Origin of the sequence: Bradyrhizobium sp. Arg237L (assembly GCF_029990105.1) — a bacterium.
GTDB lineage: Bacteria > Pseudomonadota > Alphaproteobacteria > Rhizobiales > Xanthobacteraceae > Bradyrhizobium.
In genome coordinates, this window is record NZ_JAQMIL010000033.1 from 54575 (window position 1) to 72475 (window position 17901).

14 protein-coding genes are annotated in these 17901 nt (G+C 63.5%); 6 read left to right on the forward strand and 8 right to left on the reverse strand.

The annotated features are described in order from the left end of the window. Positions 1-63: 63 nt before the first annotated feature. From OZ411_RS21065 to OZ411_RS21090, 6 genes are all read right to left on the reverse strand, one after another. On the reverse strand, positions 64-1311 hold the full coding sequence (locus OZ411_RS21065; protein ID WP_282529498.1) for an acyl-CoA dehydrogenase: 1248 nt from the start codon (positions 1309-1311) through the stop codon (positions 64-66). Positions 1312-1440: 129 nt separating this feature from the next. Beyond that, positions 1441-2568, reverse strand: a complete 1128-nt coding sequence (locus OZ411_RS21070; RefSeq protein ID WP_130580867.1) for an acyl-CoA dehydrogenase family protein — start codon at positions 2566-2568, stop codon at positions 1441-1443. 163 nt (positions 2569-2731) lie between these two features. Continuing rightward, the gene (locus OZ411_RS21075) at positions 2732-4606 is read right to left on the reverse strand and encodes an AMP-binding protein (RefSeq protein ID WP_282529499.1); all 1875 of its coding nucleotides are present in this window, start codon (positions 4604-4606) and stop codon (positions 2732-2734) included. Between the two features lie 42 nt (positions 4607-4648). After that, positions 4649-5455 carry an enoyl-CoA hydratase-related protein gene (locus OZ411_RS21080; RefSeq protein ID WP_282529500.1) on the reverse strand — a complete coding sequence of 269 codons (807 nt, stop codon included), beginning with the start codon at positions 5453-5455 and terminating at the stop codon, positions 4649-4651. 181 nt (positions 5456-5636) lie between these two features. Next, the gene (locus OZ411_RS21085) at positions 5637-6395 is read right to left on the reverse strand and encodes an SDR family NAD(P)-dependent oxidoreductase (RefSeq protein WP_282529501.1); all 759 of its coding nucleotides are present in this window, start codon (positions 6393-6395) and stop codon (positions 5637-5639) included. A gap of 82 nt (positions 6396-6477) precedes the next feature. After that, complete coding sequence (locus tag OZ411_RS21090; protein WP_282529502.1) at positions 6478-7143, reverse strand: TetR family transcriptional regulator; 666 nt, start codon at positions 7141-7143, stop codon at positions 6478-6480. A gap of 147 nt (positions 7144-7290) precedes the next feature. Between OZ411_RS21090 and OZ411_RS21095 the strand changes: the two genes are divergently transcribed. The 6 genes from OZ411_RS21095 (at position 7291) to OZ411_RS21120 (ending at position 14794) form a co-directional block, all read left to right on the forward strand. Continuing rightward, positions 7291-8463 carry an acetyl-CoA C-acetyltransferase gene (locus OZ411_RS21095; RefSeq protein WP_282529503.1) on the forward strand — a complete coding sequence of 391 codons (1173 nt, stop codon included), beginning with the start codon at positions 7291-7293 and terminating at the stop codon, positions 8461-8463. 231 nt (positions 8464-8694) lie between these two features. After that, complete coding sequence (locus OZ411_RS21100) at positions 8695-10236, forward strand: acyl-CoA synthetase (RefSeq protein WP_282529504.1); 1542 nt, start codon at positions 8695-8697, stop codon at positions 10234-10236. Between the two features lie 159 nt (positions 10237-10395). Continuing rightward, on the forward strand, positions 10396-11550 hold the full coding sequence (locus OZ411_RS21105) for an alpha/beta hydrolase (protein WP_282529505.1): 1155 nt from the start codon (positions 10396-10398) through the stop codon (positions 11548-11550). A gap of 67 nt (positions 11551-11617) precedes the next feature. Further along, positions 11618-12589, forward strand: a complete 972-nt coding sequence (mbfA, locus tag OZ411_RS21110; protein ID WP_282529506.1) for an iron exporter MbfA — start codon at positions 11618-11620, stop codon at positions 12587-12589. Between the two features lie 240 nt (positions 12590-12829). Then, a complete protein-coding gene (locus OZ411_RS21115; RefSeq protein ID WP_282529507.1) occupies positions 12830-14299 on the forward strand; it encodes an amidase in 1470 nt (489 codons plus the stop codon). A 141-nt stretch (positions 14300-14440) separates the two neighbouring features. After that, positions 14441-14794, forward strand: a complete 354-nt coding sequence (locus OZ411_RS21120) for a nuclear transport factor 2 family protein (protein ID WP_282529508.1) — start codon at positions 14441-14443, stop codon at positions 14792-14794. A gap of 112 nt (positions 14795-14906) precedes the next feature. On the opposite strand, the gene OZ411_RS21125 is transcribed toward OZ411_RS21120, so the two are convergent. Continuing rightward, positions 14907-15995, reverse strand: coding sequence for a Zn-dependent alcohol dehydrogenase (locus tag OZ411_RS21125; protein ID WP_130583293.1), 1089 nt, complete (start codon positions 15993-15995; stop codon positions 14907-14909). Between the two features lie 89 nt (positions 15996-16084). Next, positions 16085-17866, reverse strand: a complete 1782-nt coding sequence (locus OZ411_RS21130) for an acyl-CoA dehydrogenase family protein (protein WP_282529509.1) — start codon at positions 17864-17866, stop codon at positions 16085-16087. Positions 17867-17901: the final 35 nt, after the last annotated feature.

The following is a 17901-nucleotide window of genomic DNA, read 5'->3' on the forward strand; positions in this document are numbered from 1 at the left end:
AGCATCTCGACCCACAACCTCCGGATTCCGGGTTCGCCGCTGCGCGGCGCCCCGGAATGACGGCTAGGCTCTTCCCTTGGTCGGTATCTGGTTGAACGGCACGTCCTTGTCGACCCTGATGTCGCCGGGCAATCCCAACACGCGTTCGGCGATGATGTTGCGCATGATCTCGTCGGTGCCCCCTTCGACGCGGGTGCCGGGCGCGCGCAGCAGCATCGCCTGGAATTTGCCGGCGAGCTCGGCATCCTCCGGCCCGCTCACGACGCCGGCGGCGCCCTGCAGGTCGAGCGCGTACATCGCGATCTCCTGGATCATCGATCCCGCTACCAGCTTGCCGATGGAATTCTCCGGGCCCGGCCGCTCGCCCTTCGACAGCGCCGAGATCGCGCGCATGCTGGTGTATTTCAGCCCGCTCGCCTTGACCGCATAGTTGGCAAGCCGCGAGCGAACGCTGCGGTCTTCGATGGCGGGGCCATCCTCCAGCATCAGGTTATTGCAGAACTCGAACAGCTCAGGGAAACCAGTCGCGACACCGGCGCCGATCGACATGCGCTCATTCATCAGCGTGGTCAGCGAGACGTTCCAGCCGTCATTGATCTCGCCGAGCCGCTGATGATCGGGAATCCTGACGTCGGTGAAATAGACCTCGTTGAAGTCGGACTGCCCGCTCGCCTGCTTGATCGGCCGCACTTCGACACCAGGGCTCTTCATGTCCAGGAAGAACATCGTCAGGCCCTTGTGCTTGGGCACGGTCGGATCAGTGCGGGTCAGCAGGATGCCGTAGTCGGAATAGTGCGCGCCTGAGGTCCAGATCTTCTGGCCATTGATGATCCAGTCGTCGCCCTTCTTTTCCGCCCGGGTACGAAGCCCCGCGACGTCGGAGCCGCCGGCGGGTTCGGAGAAAAGCTGGCACCAGATCTTTTCGCCAGAGGCCAGCGGCGGCAGATAGTGGCGCTTATGTTCCTCGCGAGCGAATGCCATCATGGTCGGGCCGCACATGCCGTGGCCGATGATGAACATGGCGGAGAGCCTGCCGAACGGCCCCTCCTCCTGCTGCCAGATCACGCGCTCGATCGGCGAGGCACCGCGGCCGCCATATTCCTTCGGCCAGTGCAGGCAGGCCCAGCCGGCATCCGCCTTCTTCTTCTGCCAGGCCTTTGCGACCTCGAGGATGTTGGCATCCTTGAGCTGGGTGCGGCCGAGCGAGGATTTGCGCAGCTCGTCCTCATATTGCTTCGGCGCGTTCGCCGCGATCCAGGCTCTTGCCTCGGCGCGGAACGCAGCTTCCTGCGGGGTGTCGTCGAAGTTCATGGACGTCGTCCTTTTTTGACCCGTCATTCCGGACGATCCGCGCTTCGCGGATCGATCCGGAATCCAGAGGTTAGTTACGTCGAGATTCCGGGTTCGCGCTTCGCGCGCCCCGGAATGACGAGCAAGAATTTACGCCGCGTTCTTCTTGCGCATGCGGTCGATCAGGGCATCCTCCCAATAAGAGAGGCTGCCGAGGCCGAGCGCAGTAGCATTGGCGCGGCGGTAGTACATGTGGCAGTCGAACTCCCAGGTGAAACCCATGCCGCCATGGACCTGGATGTTGTTCTTGGCGCAATGCTGGAACGCCTGCGTCGCGCTGATCCGCGCGGCGGCGGCCGCTTCCGGCAACTCCGCGGCATTGGTCGAGAGCGCCCAGGCGCCGTAATAGCAATTGGAGCGCGCCAAGGTCGCCGAGACATACATGTCGGCGAGGATATGCTTGACCGCCTGGAACGAACCGATCGGCCGGCCGAAAGCGATGCGATCGAGCGCGTAATCGCGGCCCATCTCCAGCGCGCGGTCGGCGCCGCCGACCTGCTCGAACGCCAAGAGCACCGCGGCGCGGTCGAGCACTTGCGTAATGATGCCCCAGCCTTCGCCGGTGGCGCCGAGCGGCTCAGCCTTGGCGTTGGTGAAGGTGATCTCGGCCTGGCCGCGGGTCAGATCGATGTTGGTCAATTCCTTGACATCGACGCCGCCGCCCTTGAGGTCGACCAGGAACAACGAAATATCTGCATCGCGTCCCGTCGAGCCGGTGCGCGCGGCGACCACCGCGAAATCAGCGATAGCCCCATCCGGCACTGGCTTCTTGGTGCCGTTGAGCGCACCGCTAGATGCAGCGAGCTTGATTGCCTTTGGCGACGGACTGCCTTTGCCCTCGAACAGCGCCAGCGTGCCGATGGCTTCGCCCGCGGCGATCTTCGGTAGCCATTTCTGCTTCTGCGCATCGCTGCCGGCGAGCATCAACGCTTCGGCCGCGAGATAGACAGTCGAGGAGAACGGCACCGGCGCCAGCGCCCGGCCCATCTCTTCCGCGATCACGCAGAGCTCAAGATGGCCCGCGCCCGCGCCGCCGAACTGTTCGGGGATCGCAACGCCGAGGAAACCCATCTCGGCGAGGCCCTTCCAGAGGTCCTTGTCGTAGGCGGCCTTGCCATCGAGCACAGTGCGCACCGCTTTCGGCGGACATTGCTCGCTAAGGAATTTCCGCGCCTCGTCGCGCATCTGCTTCTGTTCGTCGGAGAAATCGAAATTCATGGCGTTTCACTCGGGTTGATGATGCGTGACAAGAGACTGTCATTCCGGGGCGCGCGTAAGCGCGAGCCCGGAATCCATCGCGCCGCGTGCGCAAGCGGAGAAATGGATTCCGGGCTCGATGCTATCGCATCGCCCCGGAATGACGAGGGGAGAGAGGTGATCTTCATTGCAGCACGATCACGTCTTCGCATGGTTGATCAGCATAGAGCCGCTCCACCAGCGCCGCGCGGCGCTCGAGGCCGGCGCGCTGGTTGATGTAGCCCTTGTCGGTGAGTTCGTTGCCGTCGATCGAGGGCGGCTCGACCATCAGCATCGCGCGCGAGATGCGCCGGCTGCTGGCGCCGGCGACGGAAGCATTGTGCGCCTCCAGTCCGCGCCTGAAACAGTCGATCACCTCCGGATGCTTCACCGCGTCTTCGAAGGTTGCGTTGGGATCGCCCATGATCTGCCGGCAGGCATGAAGATTGGGCCAGGCGAGCAGGCCGATGAAGGGGCGATCCTGCCCGGCCACCAGCGCGTCGTGCACCACCGGCGTTGCGGCGGCGATCGCATCGGTGCGGAGCGAGCCGACATGCACGAAGGTGCCGGTCGTGAGCTTGAAATCCTCGACCACTCGGCCGGCGAAGATGATGCCCTGCACGGGATCCTCGGGGTCGACGAACACGCCGGCATCGCCGATGCAGTAGAAGCCCTCCTCGTCGAACACCGATCTGGTGAGCTCGGGCTGGCCGAAATAGCCGGGCGTGACGTTGACGCCGCGCAGGCGCAATTCATACTTCGCGCCGCACGGCACCATCTTCAGCTCGACGCCAGGAAACGGCAGTCCGATCAGGCCGACGCGCTCGGTGTCCCAATAGGTGCCAGTCGAAGTCGGCGCGGTCTCAGTCGATCCCCATCCGGTATAGAACACGATGCGCTCACCGGTGGAGCGCACCGCCAGCGCCTGCATGCGGTCGTAGAGATCGTCCGGCAGCCGCGCGCCGCCATAGGCCATCACGGAGAGATTCCGGAAGAAGCTGCGGCACAGCACATCGTCCTTTTCCATCGCGGCCGCCAGCGCGGCATAGCCGGCGGGGACGTTGGCGTAGTAGGTCGGCGAGATCTCGCGCAGGTTACGGATAGTCTCGTCGAACTGGCCCGGCATCGGCCGGCCGTCGTCGATATAGAGCGTGCCGCCGTCGATCAGCACCGGGTTGAACAGCGCGTTGCCGCCCATGGTGTGATTCCAGGGCATCCAGTCGAGATAGGTCGCCAGCGGACCATTGGAATCGCGCGGCCGCACCTGCATCATCATCGCGGCATTGGCGCACATCATCTCCTGGGTGTTGATGACGGCCTTCGGCATGCCGGTCGAGCCCGAGGTGAACAATAGCTTGCCGACCGTTTGCGGCGTGATCTGCGCGATCGAGGTTTCGACATCATCAGTGACGGGCGTTGCCGCAAGCTCCGCGAAGCTGACGCTCTTGATGCCGTCGCAAGGGCGCGCGACGTGGACGACGGTGACGCCATCAAGATCAAGCGCGCGCAGCGCCTTTTCGAAGGTCGGCCCGTCCTGCACCATGATCACGGCCGGCTTGACCAGGTCGAACAGATATTTGAGCTTGAGGTGATCCTGGCTCATCAGCGAATAGGCCGGCGATACCGGCGCCGCCGGCAGCCGCGCCTGCATCGCCGCCTGCGTCATCAGCGCGTGCTCAATCGAATTCCCTGATAGAATCGTGACCGGACGGCCGGGATCGAGCTTCAGATTGAGCAAGCCTTGCGTGAGCGCATCCACCGTGCGCTTGGCGTCGGCGTAGGACAGGTTGCGCCATTGCCGCTCGGGGCCGGTGCGCTGGGCGAGCCAGGTGCGGTCCGGCACTTGCTTCGCCCATTTCGCGAGCGAAGCAGGTATATGTGTCTCGTAAGGGCTGAGCGGAATGTGCGACTTCAGGACGATTGCGCCGTCGTCTCGCCGCTCGACCGCGATGTCGCGCGGCAGCCATTCGATCTTGCGAAAGCCCGGCTTTTCCAGCACCGCGGCTGCATTCCCATCCATTTTGCGTCTCCCGGAATTCTTGTCCTTTGCGGATCTTTGTCGCTATCGCCTGATATACACAGGCTTTCGTTTTTCGAGAAAGGCCCTGATACCTTCTGCAAAATCTTCCGAACGGCTGCACAGGACCTGGTTGCGGTCCTCCATCGCGATCACCGATTCCAGCGAAGGCGCATCGACGCTCATGTTGAGGCATTCCTTCGAGAGGCGGAGACCCACTGGTGACGCCGTCAGCATCGCCCCGACATAAGGCTCGGCCGCCGCATCAAGCCCGCCCTCTTCGACCACCTCCGACACGAGACCGACCGCGAGCGCGCGCTCCGCGCCAATGAAGCGGCCGGTCAGGATCAGTTCAGACGCAACGGAAACGCCAACCAGGCGCGGCAGGAAATAGCTGGTGCCGATGTCGCAGCCACCGAGGCCGAGCTTGATGAAGGCGCAATTCATCCGCGCCGATCTGGTGGCGATGCGGATATCGGAAGCAAGCGCCAGCGCGAAGCCGCCGCCGGCGGCCGCGCCCTGGATCAGCGCGATGATTGGCTGCGGGCAACGCCGCATCAGCATCACGATATCAGCGATGCGCCGCTGCGAGTCCAGGGACTCGGTGACTCCAGGCGGCTCCTGCTGCCCGGCGCGACGCTGCATCGCGTGCTTGAGGTCAAGGCCGGCGCAGAAGTTCTGGCCGGCGCCCTTCAGCACCACGACACGGGTGTCGCGGTTGCGCTGCAGGCTTTGGAAGTAGACATTCAGCGCATCGATGAGCGAGGGATCGAGCGCGTTCAGGCTCTCGGGGCGATTGAGCGTCACCCGATCGACGCCGTCGTGATGTTCGATCAGAAGCGGTTGCGTCACGCTTAACTCCTGCCTCACCCGAACGCGATGCCAGTTACTGCGCCCTCTCCCCTTGTGGGAGAGGGCTGCACCGGCATTAGCGGTGCATTCGATACGGTGAGGGGTTGCCAGCCGGAGAGAACCCCTCATCCGGCGCGGATTTCATCCGCGCCACCTTCTCCCACAAGGGGAGAAGGGAAGCCTACCGTGGAGCCATGCGGATGGCGCCGTCGAGGCGGATGGTTTCGCCGTTGAGCATCGCGTTCTCGACGATATGCACGGCCAGCGCACCGTATTCATCGGGCTCGCCGAGGCGGGCCGGATGCGGCACCTGAGCGCCGAGGCTCTTGCGCGCCTCCTCATTCAGACCCATCAGGAGCGGCGTGAAGAAGATGCCGGGCGCGATCGTGTTGACGCGGATCTTCAGGCTGGCGAGGTCGCGCGCCGCCGGCAAGGTTAGGCCGACGATGCCGCCCTTCGAGGCGGAATAGGCGATCTGGCCGATCTGGCCTTCATAGGCCGCCACCGACGCCGTGTTGACGACGACGCCGCGCTCTTCGCCGATCGGCTGCGCCGTGGCGAGCCGCTCCGCGAACAGGCGCAGCACGTTGAAGGTGCCGATCAGGTTGACATTGATGATGCGGGTGAACTTTTCCAGCGGATAGACGCCGTCCTTGCCGACGATGCGCTGTGAACCGCCGATGCCGGCGCAGTTCATCAGCACGCGCGCAATGCCATGCGCGGCATCCGCCTTGGCGATCGCGGCCTTCACCTGCTCCTCGCTGGTGACGTCGGCATGAAGCGCGACGCCCTTCACTTCCGCCGCGACCTTTTCGGCGTTCTCCTTGTTCTGGTCGAGCACGCCGATCTTGGCGCCTTTGGCGGCCATGGCGCGCGCGGTGGCGGCCCCGAGGCCAGAGCCACCGCCGGTGATGAGAACAGCAACGTCTTTCAACTGCATGTGGGATGCCTTTCCTTGGGTTGGGTTTCTAATTGGCGAATGGCGAATAGGGAGTAGCGAATAGGGGTTTGTTTTCCATTCGCTACTCGCTACTCGCTACTCGCTCGTACAACATTCCGCCGAAGATCAGCGCTTCCATATGCTTGATGTATTCGCGGCAGACCTCGTCGGTGACCGGGCCGACGCCGGTCGCGCGCGACATCGCGTGGCGGCCGAAGAACAGGTGATCGCAGGCGCCGATCAGGCTGGTGTAGAACAGCACGGGATCGACCTCGCGGAACTCACCGGCTTGCACACCCTCATTGAGCAGGCGGCGATGGAAATCCAGGAGCGGCGCGACGAAGAATTTTGATACCTCGTCGGCGGCCTCCGGGCTGCTCTCGTGCAGCAGATAATGGATCAGCCGGTTCATATAGGGGAACTGGTGATAGGCGCGGATGATGCCGCCGATGTGCAGGCGAAGCTTCGCGGTCGGCGAGATCGGCTGCGCCAATAGATATTCGAGCTGCGACATCTCGGTTGCGGCATCGCGCGCGAGCAGCGCCAGCAATAGCCCGTCCTTGTTCCCGAAATGATATTTCACCAGCGCGGCGTTGACGCCGGACTTCTGGGCGATGTCGGACAGCGACACCTCGATCGAGGCGCGCTCGATCATCAATTCGCTTGCGGCGACCAATAGCTTCTCCGCCGTGGCGTTTCTGCCGGCCGGAAGGCGCGTTGGTATACTGGTATTTAGCTGTGCTGCCATCTTCCCTGCCGGAACATCCGCCGGGCAGATAACCCGATGCCGCGCCGCATCTCAAGAGTTAATTGATTGATTGACTAAATCCGTGACGGCCCTTTTAATCCCGCCATCTTTGAAACGCCCATCCAGAACACTCAGGGAGACTAAGACATGGCCGAGGCCTATATCGTCGCCGCCGCTCGCACCGCCGGCGGCCGCAAGGGGGGACGTCTTGCCGGCTGGCATCCGGCCGACCTGGCCGCGACCGTGCTGGACGCGCTGGTCGATCGTTCCGGCGTCGATCCCGCTTTGGTCGAGGACGTGATCATGGGCTGCGTGATGCAGGCCGGCGAGCAATCCAACAACATCGCGCGCAACGCGGTGATGGCCTCGAAGCTGCCGGAAAGCGTGCCCGGCACCTCGATCGACCGGCAGTGCGGTTCCTCGCAGCAGGCGCTGCACTTCGCCGCGCAGGCCGTGATGTCCGGCTCGATGGACATCGTGATCGCCGCCGGCGTGGAATCGATGACGCGGGTGCCGATGGGCCTTGCCTCGTCGCTGCCGCAGAAGAACGGTTTTGGCTACTACAAGAGCCCGAACATCGAGAAGCGCTACCCGAACATCATGTTCAGCCAGTTCACCGGTGCGGAGATGATGGCGGAGAAATACGGTCTCTCCAAAGACCAGCTCGATGAATATGCCTATGGCAGCCACCAGCGCGCGATTGCGGCCACGCAAGCCGGCCACTTCAAGGACGAGATCGTGCCGGTGCAGATCACCCGCGCCGACGGCACCACGGACACCCACCACATCGACGAAGGCATCCGCTTCGACGCCAGCCGCGAGGGCATCAAGGGCGTCAAGCTGATCGCCGAGAACGGCAAGCTGACCGCGGCGAGCTCGAGCCAGATCTGCGACGGCGCCTCCGGCGTGCTGGTCGTCAACGAAAAGGGGCTGAAGCAGCTCGGCGTCAAGCCAATGGCGCGCATCCACCACATGAGCATGCTGGGCCATGATCCCGTGATCATGCTTGAGGCGCCGCTGCCCGCCACCGAACGCGCGCTGAAGAAGGCCGGCATGACAATCGACGACATCGACCTGTTCGAGGTCAACGAAGCCTTCGCCTCGGTGCCAACAGCGTGGCTGAAGACCACCGGCGCCGATCCTGCCCGTCTCAACGTCAACGGCGGCGCGATCGCGCTCGGCCACCCGCTCGGCGGCTCCGGCACCAAATTGATGACCACGCTCATCAATGCGCTGAAGCAGCGCAACAAGCGCTACGGCCTGCAGACCATGTGCGAAGGCGGCGGCATGGCGAATGTGACGATTGTGGAACGACTCTAGATCATGATTCGATTAGACGGAATCGGATCATGATCTCATCTCTTTGTTTGAGCATGATCTTTTCGGAAAACCGGTTTCCACTTTTCCGGATCATGCTCTAACAAACAAAACTAACAGCCAGTCAGCAAGGGGCGAATAGCGAGTAGCGAGTGGCGAATAGGGACAAACTGACCTTCCTCTATTCGCCACTCCCTATTCGCTATTCGCCCCTTCGCGTCTTGAGGAAATCCCATGACCCACCCCACCATCCACGCGCGCACGCATCCGGACAAGATCGCCTATCAAATGGCCGGCACCGGCAAGGCGATCACCTATCGCGAGCTCGACGAACTCTCCAACCAGGGCGCGCATCTGTTCCGTTCGCTCGGACTGAAGGCCGGCGACCACATCGCTTTCCTGATGGAGAACCGGCTCGCCTTCATGGAAATCTGCTGGGCGGCGCAGCGCGCGGGACTCTATTACACCGCGATCAGCCGTTACCTGAAGCAGGACGAGATCGCCTATATCATCAAGGACTGCGGCGCCAAGCTCTTCATCACCTCGCCGAAATGTGCCGAGCAGGTGAAGGGCCTCATCAACGGCGAGCCGGGCGAACCGTTGTGGTTCATGCTCGACGAGCTGCAGCCGGGTTTTCGCTCCTTCGACAAGGAAGCGGTCGTGCAGCCGACCACGCCGATTGCGGACGAGGTCGCCGGCTACGACATGCTCTATTCTTCCGGCACCACCGGCCGCCCCAAGGGCATCAAGAAGCAGTTCGAGGGTAACCCGATCAACGTGCCGAACCCGTTCCTGCGGGTGCTGTGCGCCGACATGTGCGGCATGAACGCGGACACCATCTATCTGTCGCCGGCGCCGCTCTATCACGCCGCTCCCCTGCGCTTCAACATGATGGCGATCGTGCTCGGCGGCACCTCGATCATCATGGAATCGTTCGACGCCGAGGAATTCCTGAAACTGGTCGAAAAGCACAAGGTGACGCAGTCGCAGCTCGTGCCGACCATGTTCGTGCGCATGCTGAAGCTACCCGACGAAGTGCGCACGCAGTACGATGTCTCCTCGCTGAAGGGTGCGATCCATGCCGCCGCGCCTTGCCCGGTCGATGTCAAAGCCCAGATGATCGAGTGGTGGGGGCCGATCCTGATCGAGTATTACGCGGGCTCCGAGGGCAATGGCGTCACAGTGTCGACCTCGCAGCAATGGCTGGAGCACCGCGGCACGGTCGGCCGCGCTGTCGTCGGCAAGGTGAAGATCCTCGACGAGGACGACGAGGAGCTGCCGGTTGGCGAGATCGGCACGGTCTATTTCGCCGACGCGCCCGCGTTCACCTATCACAACGATCCCGAGAAGACGAAGCGCGCCTATAACGCGAAGGGCTGGTCGACGCTCGGCGATGTCGGCTATCTCGACAAGGAAGGCTTCCTCTATCTCACCGACCGCAAGAGCTACATGATCATCTCCGGCGGTGTGAACATCTATCCGCAGGAGACCGAGGATGTGCTGATCACGCATCCCGCTGTTTCCGACGTTGCGGTGTTCGGGGTGCCGAACGAGGAGATGGGCGAAGAGGTCAAGGCCGTGGTGCAGCCGCACGATATGACCGAGGCCGGCAAGGAACTCGAGGCCGAACTGATCCAGTTCTGCAAGTCGCGGCTATCTGCGATCAAATGCCCGCGCTCGATCGACTTCGAAGCCGAGCTGCCGCGCACGCCGACCGGCAAGCTGGTGAAGCGCCATCTCCGCGACCGCTATTGGCCGGCGCCGGCGAAGGCATAAGCCGTAGGGTGGGCAAAGCGCAGCGTGCCCACCTTTCTTGCAATGTGGATGGTGGGCACGCTTCGCTTTGCCCACCCTACGGCAGCCCACGCCAGGACTTGTCCCGGGCGTCCACGTCTTTACAGTCGCGCGCATGACAAGACGTGGATGGAAACGGCCATGAGTGCTCTTCCCGACATTCCGCTCCCCTCAGGCATACGCTCCCGCTATGTCGACGATATCAACGGTCTGCGCATGCATGTGCTCGAGGCCGATTTCGAAACCAAAGGCCGGCCCTGCCTCCTGCTGCTGCACGGCTTTCCCGAGCTCGCGTTCTCCTGGCGCAAGGTGATGCCTGCGCTGGCTGAGGCCGGATATCACGTGATCACGCCGGACCAGCGCGGCTACGGCCGCACTACCGGCTGGGATGGCGACTATGACGGCGATCTCGCGTCGTTTCGTCTCCCCAATCTGGTGCGCGATGCGTTGGGGCTGGTGTCGGCGTTCGGCTACAAACACGTCGATGCCGTGATCGGGCATGACTTCGGCTCGTCGGTCGCGGCGTGGTGCGCACTGATCCGGCCGGATGTGTTCCGGGCGGTGACAATGATGAGCGCGCCGTTCGGCGGCCCGCCGTCGTTGCCATTCGACACCGCGGATGCGCCGGCGAAACCTGCGACGGAGGACCCGGTGCATCGCGAGCTCGCGGCATTGCCGCGACCGCGCAAGCACTACCAATGGTACTACTCGACGCGCGAGGCCAATACCGACATGTACCGCGCACCGCAGGGCGTGCATGATTTCCTGCGCGCCTATTACCACCACAAGAGCGCGGACTGGAAAGACAACAAACCCTACCCGCTACAGTCCTGGTCCGCGGGCGAACTGGCAAAGCTGCCGACCTACTACATCATGGATCTCGCCGAGGGCATGGCCGTCACGGTGGCGAAAGAGATGCCGTCGGCCGCCGACATCGCCGCCAACAAGTGGCTGCCGGATCACGAGCTTGCCTTCTACAGCGCCGAGTACGAACGCAACGGCTTCCAGGGTGGCCTGCAATGGTATCGCTGCGGCACCTCCGGCGCGTTCGTCCCGGAGTTGCAGACATGGTCGGGCCGCGCCATCGACGTGCCCTCCTGCTTCATCTCCGGCAGGCAGGACTGGGGCACCTACCAGCGGCCTGGCGTGTTCGAGACGATGCAATCGAAGGCCTGCAGCAACATGATCGGCTGCCATCTGGTCGATGGCGCCGGCCATTGGGTGCAGCAGGAGCAGCCGGCGGAGGTCAGCCGGCTCCTGCTCGCATTCCTGCGCGACGCGCGCGGCGGAAGGTGATTGACGCGGTAGCCAAGGCCTCCTAAGTAGTTTAGAATAATTCTAAACTAGATGAGAAGGCGGCTCCGTGAAGAACTTTGCCGATCTGACCGAGCGCGAAGTGCTGGCGGTTGCGATCGCCTCCGAGGAGGAGGACAGCCGCATCTACATGACCTTCGCAGAGGACCTCGCCGAACGTTATCCAGATACTGCAAAGATCTTCGAGCAGATGGCCGAGGAGGAACGCGGCCACCGGCATCGGCTGCTTGAGCTCTACGAGCAGCGGTTCGGCCCGCATCTGCCGCCAATCCGCCGCGAGGACGTAAGGGGCTTTCTGCGCCGCCGCCCGATCTGGCTGACCAAGAACCTGCCGCTCGACACCATCCGCAAGGAAGTCGGGACCATGGAGCTGGAGGCCGAGCGCTTCTATGCCAAGGCCGCCGAACAGGCCCAGGATGTCGGCGTGCGCCGCCTGCTCGGCGATCTCGCCGAGGAAGAGCGACACCACGAGAACCTGGCCGTCCGGCTGACCGACGATATCCTGAAGCCCGACGTGCGCGCCGAGGAGGACCGGACCCGGCGGCGCATGTTCGTCTTGCAATATGTGCAGCCCGGACTCGCCGGACTGATGGACGGTTCGGTCTCGACATTGGCGCCGCTGTTCGCCGCCGCCTTTGCCACCCACCAGAACTGGCAGACTTTCCTGGTCGGCCTCGCCGCCTCGATCGGCGCCGGCATCAGCATGGGATTTGCCGAGGCGCTGTCCGACGATGGTTCGCTGACCGGGCGCGGCTCGCCGTGGCTGCGCGGCCTCACCTGCGGAGTGATGACGACGCTCGGCGGCCTCGGCCACACCCTACCCTATCTCGTTCCCGATACCTGGCCCAACGCGTTCTGGATTGCGACCGCAATCGCCAGCATCATCGTGTTCTTCGAATTGTGGGCGATCGCCTTCATCCGCTCGCGCTACATGGACACGCCGTTCCTGCAGGCGGTGTTCCAGATCGTGCTCGGCGGCGCCATCGTGCTCGGTGTCGGCATTTTGATCGGCGCGGCGTAAAGCGTTTTCGAGCGAAGTGGACACCGGTTCGCGTGAAGAAAACGCGTCAAAACAAGAATCTAGAGCTTTGGTTCTGATGGAATCAGAACCGAAGCTCTAGCGCAGCAATTCCTGTCAAGCATCGGTGCTATCAGATCGGCGATGATCGTCGGCGCATCACGCCGTGACGTCTCACGCTTGCGGCGGTCATGCAAAGTGACCATCATTGTTGCAGCACCGCCATCACATCAGGAGTTCGCCTTGGCCAAATCGCAATGGAGCTTCAAGACTGCGATCGAGATATCGGCGGCGCTTGCCGCAAAGCAAGTATCCGCGGTCGAACTGACGCAGGATGCGATCGGCCGGATCGAGCGTCACGATGCGAAAATCAATGCGGTCTGCGTGCGCGATTTCGATCGCGCGCTGGCCACGGCGCGCGCCGCCGATGCCGCGCTTGCCCGCGGCGAACAAAAGCCGCTGCTCGGCATCCCCATCACGGTGAAGGAATCCTACAACATCGCGGGGCTGCCGACGACCTGGGGCATTCCCGAACAGAAGAATTTCACGCCGACCGAGGACGCACTCTCGGTCGCGCGGGTCAAGGATGCCGGCGCGGTCATCCTCGGCAAGACCAACGTGCCGCTCGTCCTCGGCGACTGGCAGAGCTACAACGACATCTACGGCACCACCAACAACCCCTACGATCTTGGCCGCACACCGGGCGGCTCGTCCGGCGGATCATCGGCCGCGCTCGCCGCAGGTTACGGGCCGCTCTCGCTCGGCTCCGACATCGGCGGCTCATTGCGGGTGCCGGCATTTCATTGCGGCGTCTATGCGCACAAGCCGAGCTACGCGCTGGCGCCGTCGCGCGGTCACGCGCCGCCTCCCTTGCCACCGCTGCCGTTCAACCGCGATCTCTCGGTGATCGGGCCGATGGCGCGCAGCGCGGCCGATCTGACGTTGTTGCTCGATGCGATCGCTGGCCCCGATCCGCTCGACGCCAGTGCCTACCGGCTCGACCTGCCGGCGCCGCGACATGCCGCGCTGAAAGACTTCCGCGTGCTGCTGATCGACACAGATCCGGTGATGCCGACGGATTCGGTGGTACGCGGCTCGATCGAAAGACTCGCCGCCAACCTCGCCAAGGCAGGCGTCAAGGTCGAGCGCCAGAGCAAGCTGTTGCCGGACTTCGCCGCATCGACCCGGCTCTATATGCGGATACTGATGTCGTTCCTCGCCGCTTCCTTCGCGCCCGACGTCTATGAGGGGGCCAAGCAGGCCGCCGCGGCGCTACCGGAGAGCGATACCAGCCTTGCCGCCGAACGGCTGCGCGGCATCGCGCTCAGTCATCGCGACTGGGTAATGGCCGACGGCGGCCGCACCCGGCTCCGCGCACAATGGCGCGAATTTTTCAAGACATTCGATGCCGTGATCTGCCCTATCATGCCGACGCCGGCCTATCCGCACGACCATTCGCCCGAGCAGGAGAAACGCCGCATCATGATCGACGGCAAGGAGCACGTCTATCCGGACCAGCTCGCCTGGCCCGGAATCGCGACGCTGCCCGGGCTTCCGTCAACAGCGATACCGACCGGCTTCGCGCCGGATGGATTGCCGATCGGCGTACAGATCGTTGGGCCCTGGCTGGAGGATCGCACGCCGCTGAAACTGGCTGAACTGATCGAGCGCGAATTCGGCGGGTTCGTGCCGCCGAAGATGTTTGATGACTGACGTCATCACGAGCCACCGGGTCGGCGCGAAGCGCCGCCCGATGACAGGCTCCGCGAAGCAATCCATCTATCCACACTCGCGGAGGCATGGATTGCTTCGTCGCTTCGCTCCTTGCGATGACGGGAACAAGGGAGGAAAACAATGACCAACGACATCGACGAACCCACCGCGCTCAATCGCGACTATGTCGCCTCGGTGCAGAATTGCGACGTCAGGCGCTTCGATGAGATCCTTGCGCCGGAGTTCTATTGCTCAAATCCCGACAAATCGCTGGTCGACCGCGTCGGCTTCCTTGAGCAGACCGCGAGGCCGGTGGCGATCAGGAACCTGCAGGCGCATGATGTAAAGATCCGCATCATGGGCGACTTCGCCATCATCCATGGGGCAACCAGCTACACCACGCCGGACGGGCAGCAGGCGCAGGGGCGATACACCGATTGCTGGGCAAAGCAGAACGGGAAATGGCTCGCGGTATCGGCGCATGTGACGCGGTGACGCGTAGCCGTCATTGCCGGGCTTGACCCGGCAATCCATCGCTAACAAGGACGTCTTTGCGAAGATGGATGGATGCCCGGGTCAAGCCCGGGCATGACGGAAAGAGAGTGCCTCAGCTATCAAACATGATCACGCTGCGGAGCGTCTTGCCGGCTTTCATGTTGGCGAAGCCTTCGTTGATCTCGGACAGTTTCAGCTTGGCCGAGATCCAGTCCTCCAGGTGCAATTTGCCGCGCATGTAGAACTCAACCAGCCGCGGCATGTCGACGCGGAAATGGTTGGAGCCCATCGACGAGCCCTGGATCCGGCGCTCGCGCAGGAAATCGAAGCCGTGCAGTTCGATCTTCTGGCCGAACGGGATCATGCCGACGATGGTCGCGGTGCCGCCGGGCGCGAGCATGCCGAAGGCCTGCTCCGCAGTTTCCTTGCGGCCCAGCACCTCGAAGGAATGATGCACGCCGCCGCCGGTGAGCTCACGCACCTGCTGCACCACGTCGCCATTCCTGGGGTCGATGATGTCGGTGGCGCCGAGCTTGGTCGCGAGCTGCAATTTCGCCGGATTGGTGTCGATCGCGATGATGCGGCCAGCACCAGCGATCTCGGCGCCGTTGATCGCGGCCATGCCGACGCCGCCGCAGCCGATCACCGCCACCGTCTCGCCGGCCTGCACCCTGGCGGTGTTCACGACAGCGCCATAGCCGGTGATGACGCCGCAGCCGATCAGGGCTGCGAGCTCGAGCGGCATGTCCTTGCGGATCTTCACGATTGCATTCTCATGCACCAGCATCTGCTCGGCAAAGGACGAGAGATTGAGGAACTGGTTCAACTTCTCCGGCCTGTTCCATTGCAGCCGGTTGGAAGCGCCCGGCAGCATCTTCACGGTGGTGTCGGTACAAAGCACCGTACGTCCGGTGGTGCAGTTGTCGCAGGTGCCGCAGAACACCGAGAGGCAGGTCACGACGTGATCGCCGGGCTTCACATAATTCACGTCGGAGCCGACCTTCTCCACCACACCCGCGGATTCATGGCCGAGCACGGCGGGCAGCGGATGCGGGTAGAGTCCCTCCATGAAGTGCAGATCGGAATGACAGAGGCCGGCGACGGAAGTGCGGATCAGCACTTCGCGCGGTCCGGGATTAGGCAGGCTGACGTCCTCGATCACGAGCGGCTTGTTGACTTCGTACAGGACGGCGGCCTTCATCGGTGTTTCCCCTCTGTTGTTTATCGTTGCGTCTATCTTGTCGCGACGCTCTCTCCACCTCTCCCGAAGGGAGAGGTGGAAGCGGCAGCCTACGCTGCGGCAAGCAATTCGCCAACCTCGGCCATGCCGACGGCGCGGTCACCGAGCAGGTGATCGGTGATGGCGCGCGATACGGTGTTTTCCGTCAGCCGGAACGGATCATGGGCGGCAACGCGATGGTCGATCACCAGGCGCGACAGCAATAGCCGCCGTGCATCGCCCCGCATCTCATCGATGCGCCCGCCTTCCCAGGCGAGCGTCACCGCGCTTGCGACGTGGTAGAGCAGGCTGGTGGCGCGCCGTGCTTCCGCTTCGTTGTCCATGCGGCCGGCGACTTCGCGCGCAAAGCCGATGGAGCGATCGGTGAGTTCATGCAGGCGGCTGCGCCAGGCCTGCGGCACATTGGCGCTGTCGTCGAGCCGCGCGTGCAGGTCCGCGGCAAGCGCCGCATCGGCGCCATGCCGGCCAACCGCGCGCTTCAACGCGTCGATCGCGACGATGTTGCCGGTGCCTTCCCAGATCGAGCCGAGATGCGCGTCGCGCAGCAGCCGCGCGGTGACGAATTCCTCGATGTAACCGATGCCGCCGCGCATCTCCATCGCATCGCCGCAGACCTTTCGCGCATCGCGGGTGGCACGGAATTTCAAGGTCGGCGTCAGGATGCGCAGCAGCGCCGCCGCGTCCTGACTGCCCGCTTCGGCACGGTCAAGCGCATCCGCCGTTAAGAAGCTCATCGACAGCGCCTGCTCGGTCGCGAGCATGATCTTCATCAATTGCCGCCGCGCCAGCGGCAGGTCGATGATGCGGCTGCCGAACACGACGCGGCCCTTCGCCACTGTCATCGCATCATGATACGCACGGCGCATCAGCGCGGTCGACTTGACGCCGTTTGAGAGCCTGGACGAGTTGACCATCTCGGCCATCTGCACGAAGCCGCGGTCGAGCTTGCCGACCGCATATGCGATCGCGCCCTCGAGCTTGATCTCGCCCGAGGCCATCGAGCGTGTGCCGAGCTTGTCCTTCAGCCGCACGATCCGGTAGCGGTTCTGCGAGCCGTCATCGAGGAAGCGTGGCATCAGGAACAGGCCGACGCCGCGCGTGCCGGGGCCGGCGCCTTCCGGCCGCGCCAGCAGCATCACGACCTTGGCGTCCGCATTCGAGCAGAACCATTTCTCGCCATAGAGGCGCCAGTGATCGCCTTCCTGCACCGCAGTCGTGGTCAGCGTGCCGACGTCGGAGCCGCCTTCCTTCTCGGTCATGAACTGACCGCCTTGCGTCAGCTCGCTCATGTCGGTCTGGGTCAGGCCGTCCAAGTATTTTGCCTTCAACGCCTCGCTGCCGAAATTCGCGAGCAGCTTTGCACAGCCGTCGGTGACGTTGATCGGACAGCCCATCCCGAATTCGGTCTGGTTGAACAGGAAGGTGAAGGCGTGCTTCGCCGCGACAGGATATTTGTCCGGCCAGCCCAAAACGCCTTTGCGGATCGACATCGCGTGGATGCCGAACTCGCCGAACGCGGCCTTCTCCAATTCGCGATAGGCCGGGTGATATTCGACCCACTGCACGTCGCGGCCGAACTTGTCGCGCTGGTGCAACACCGGCACGTGGCGGTCGGCAAGCCGCGCGCATTCGTCGAGGTAGCCACCGGCGAGCGCGCCTAACCGATCGAGATGCGGTTCGATATGACGAAGCAGCGCGTCGGGCAGATGCAGTCGCAGCAGGTCCTGAAGCGCCGGATCGTCCCGGTAGAAATTCATGCCCGAGGTATCGGGCGCGAGCAGGTCCGGCTGGTTGGCGATATCGGCGTTCGGATGTTGTTGCAGTGGCTGCATTGAAATCTCTGGTTCGTTTCCTCATCTGTTGGATG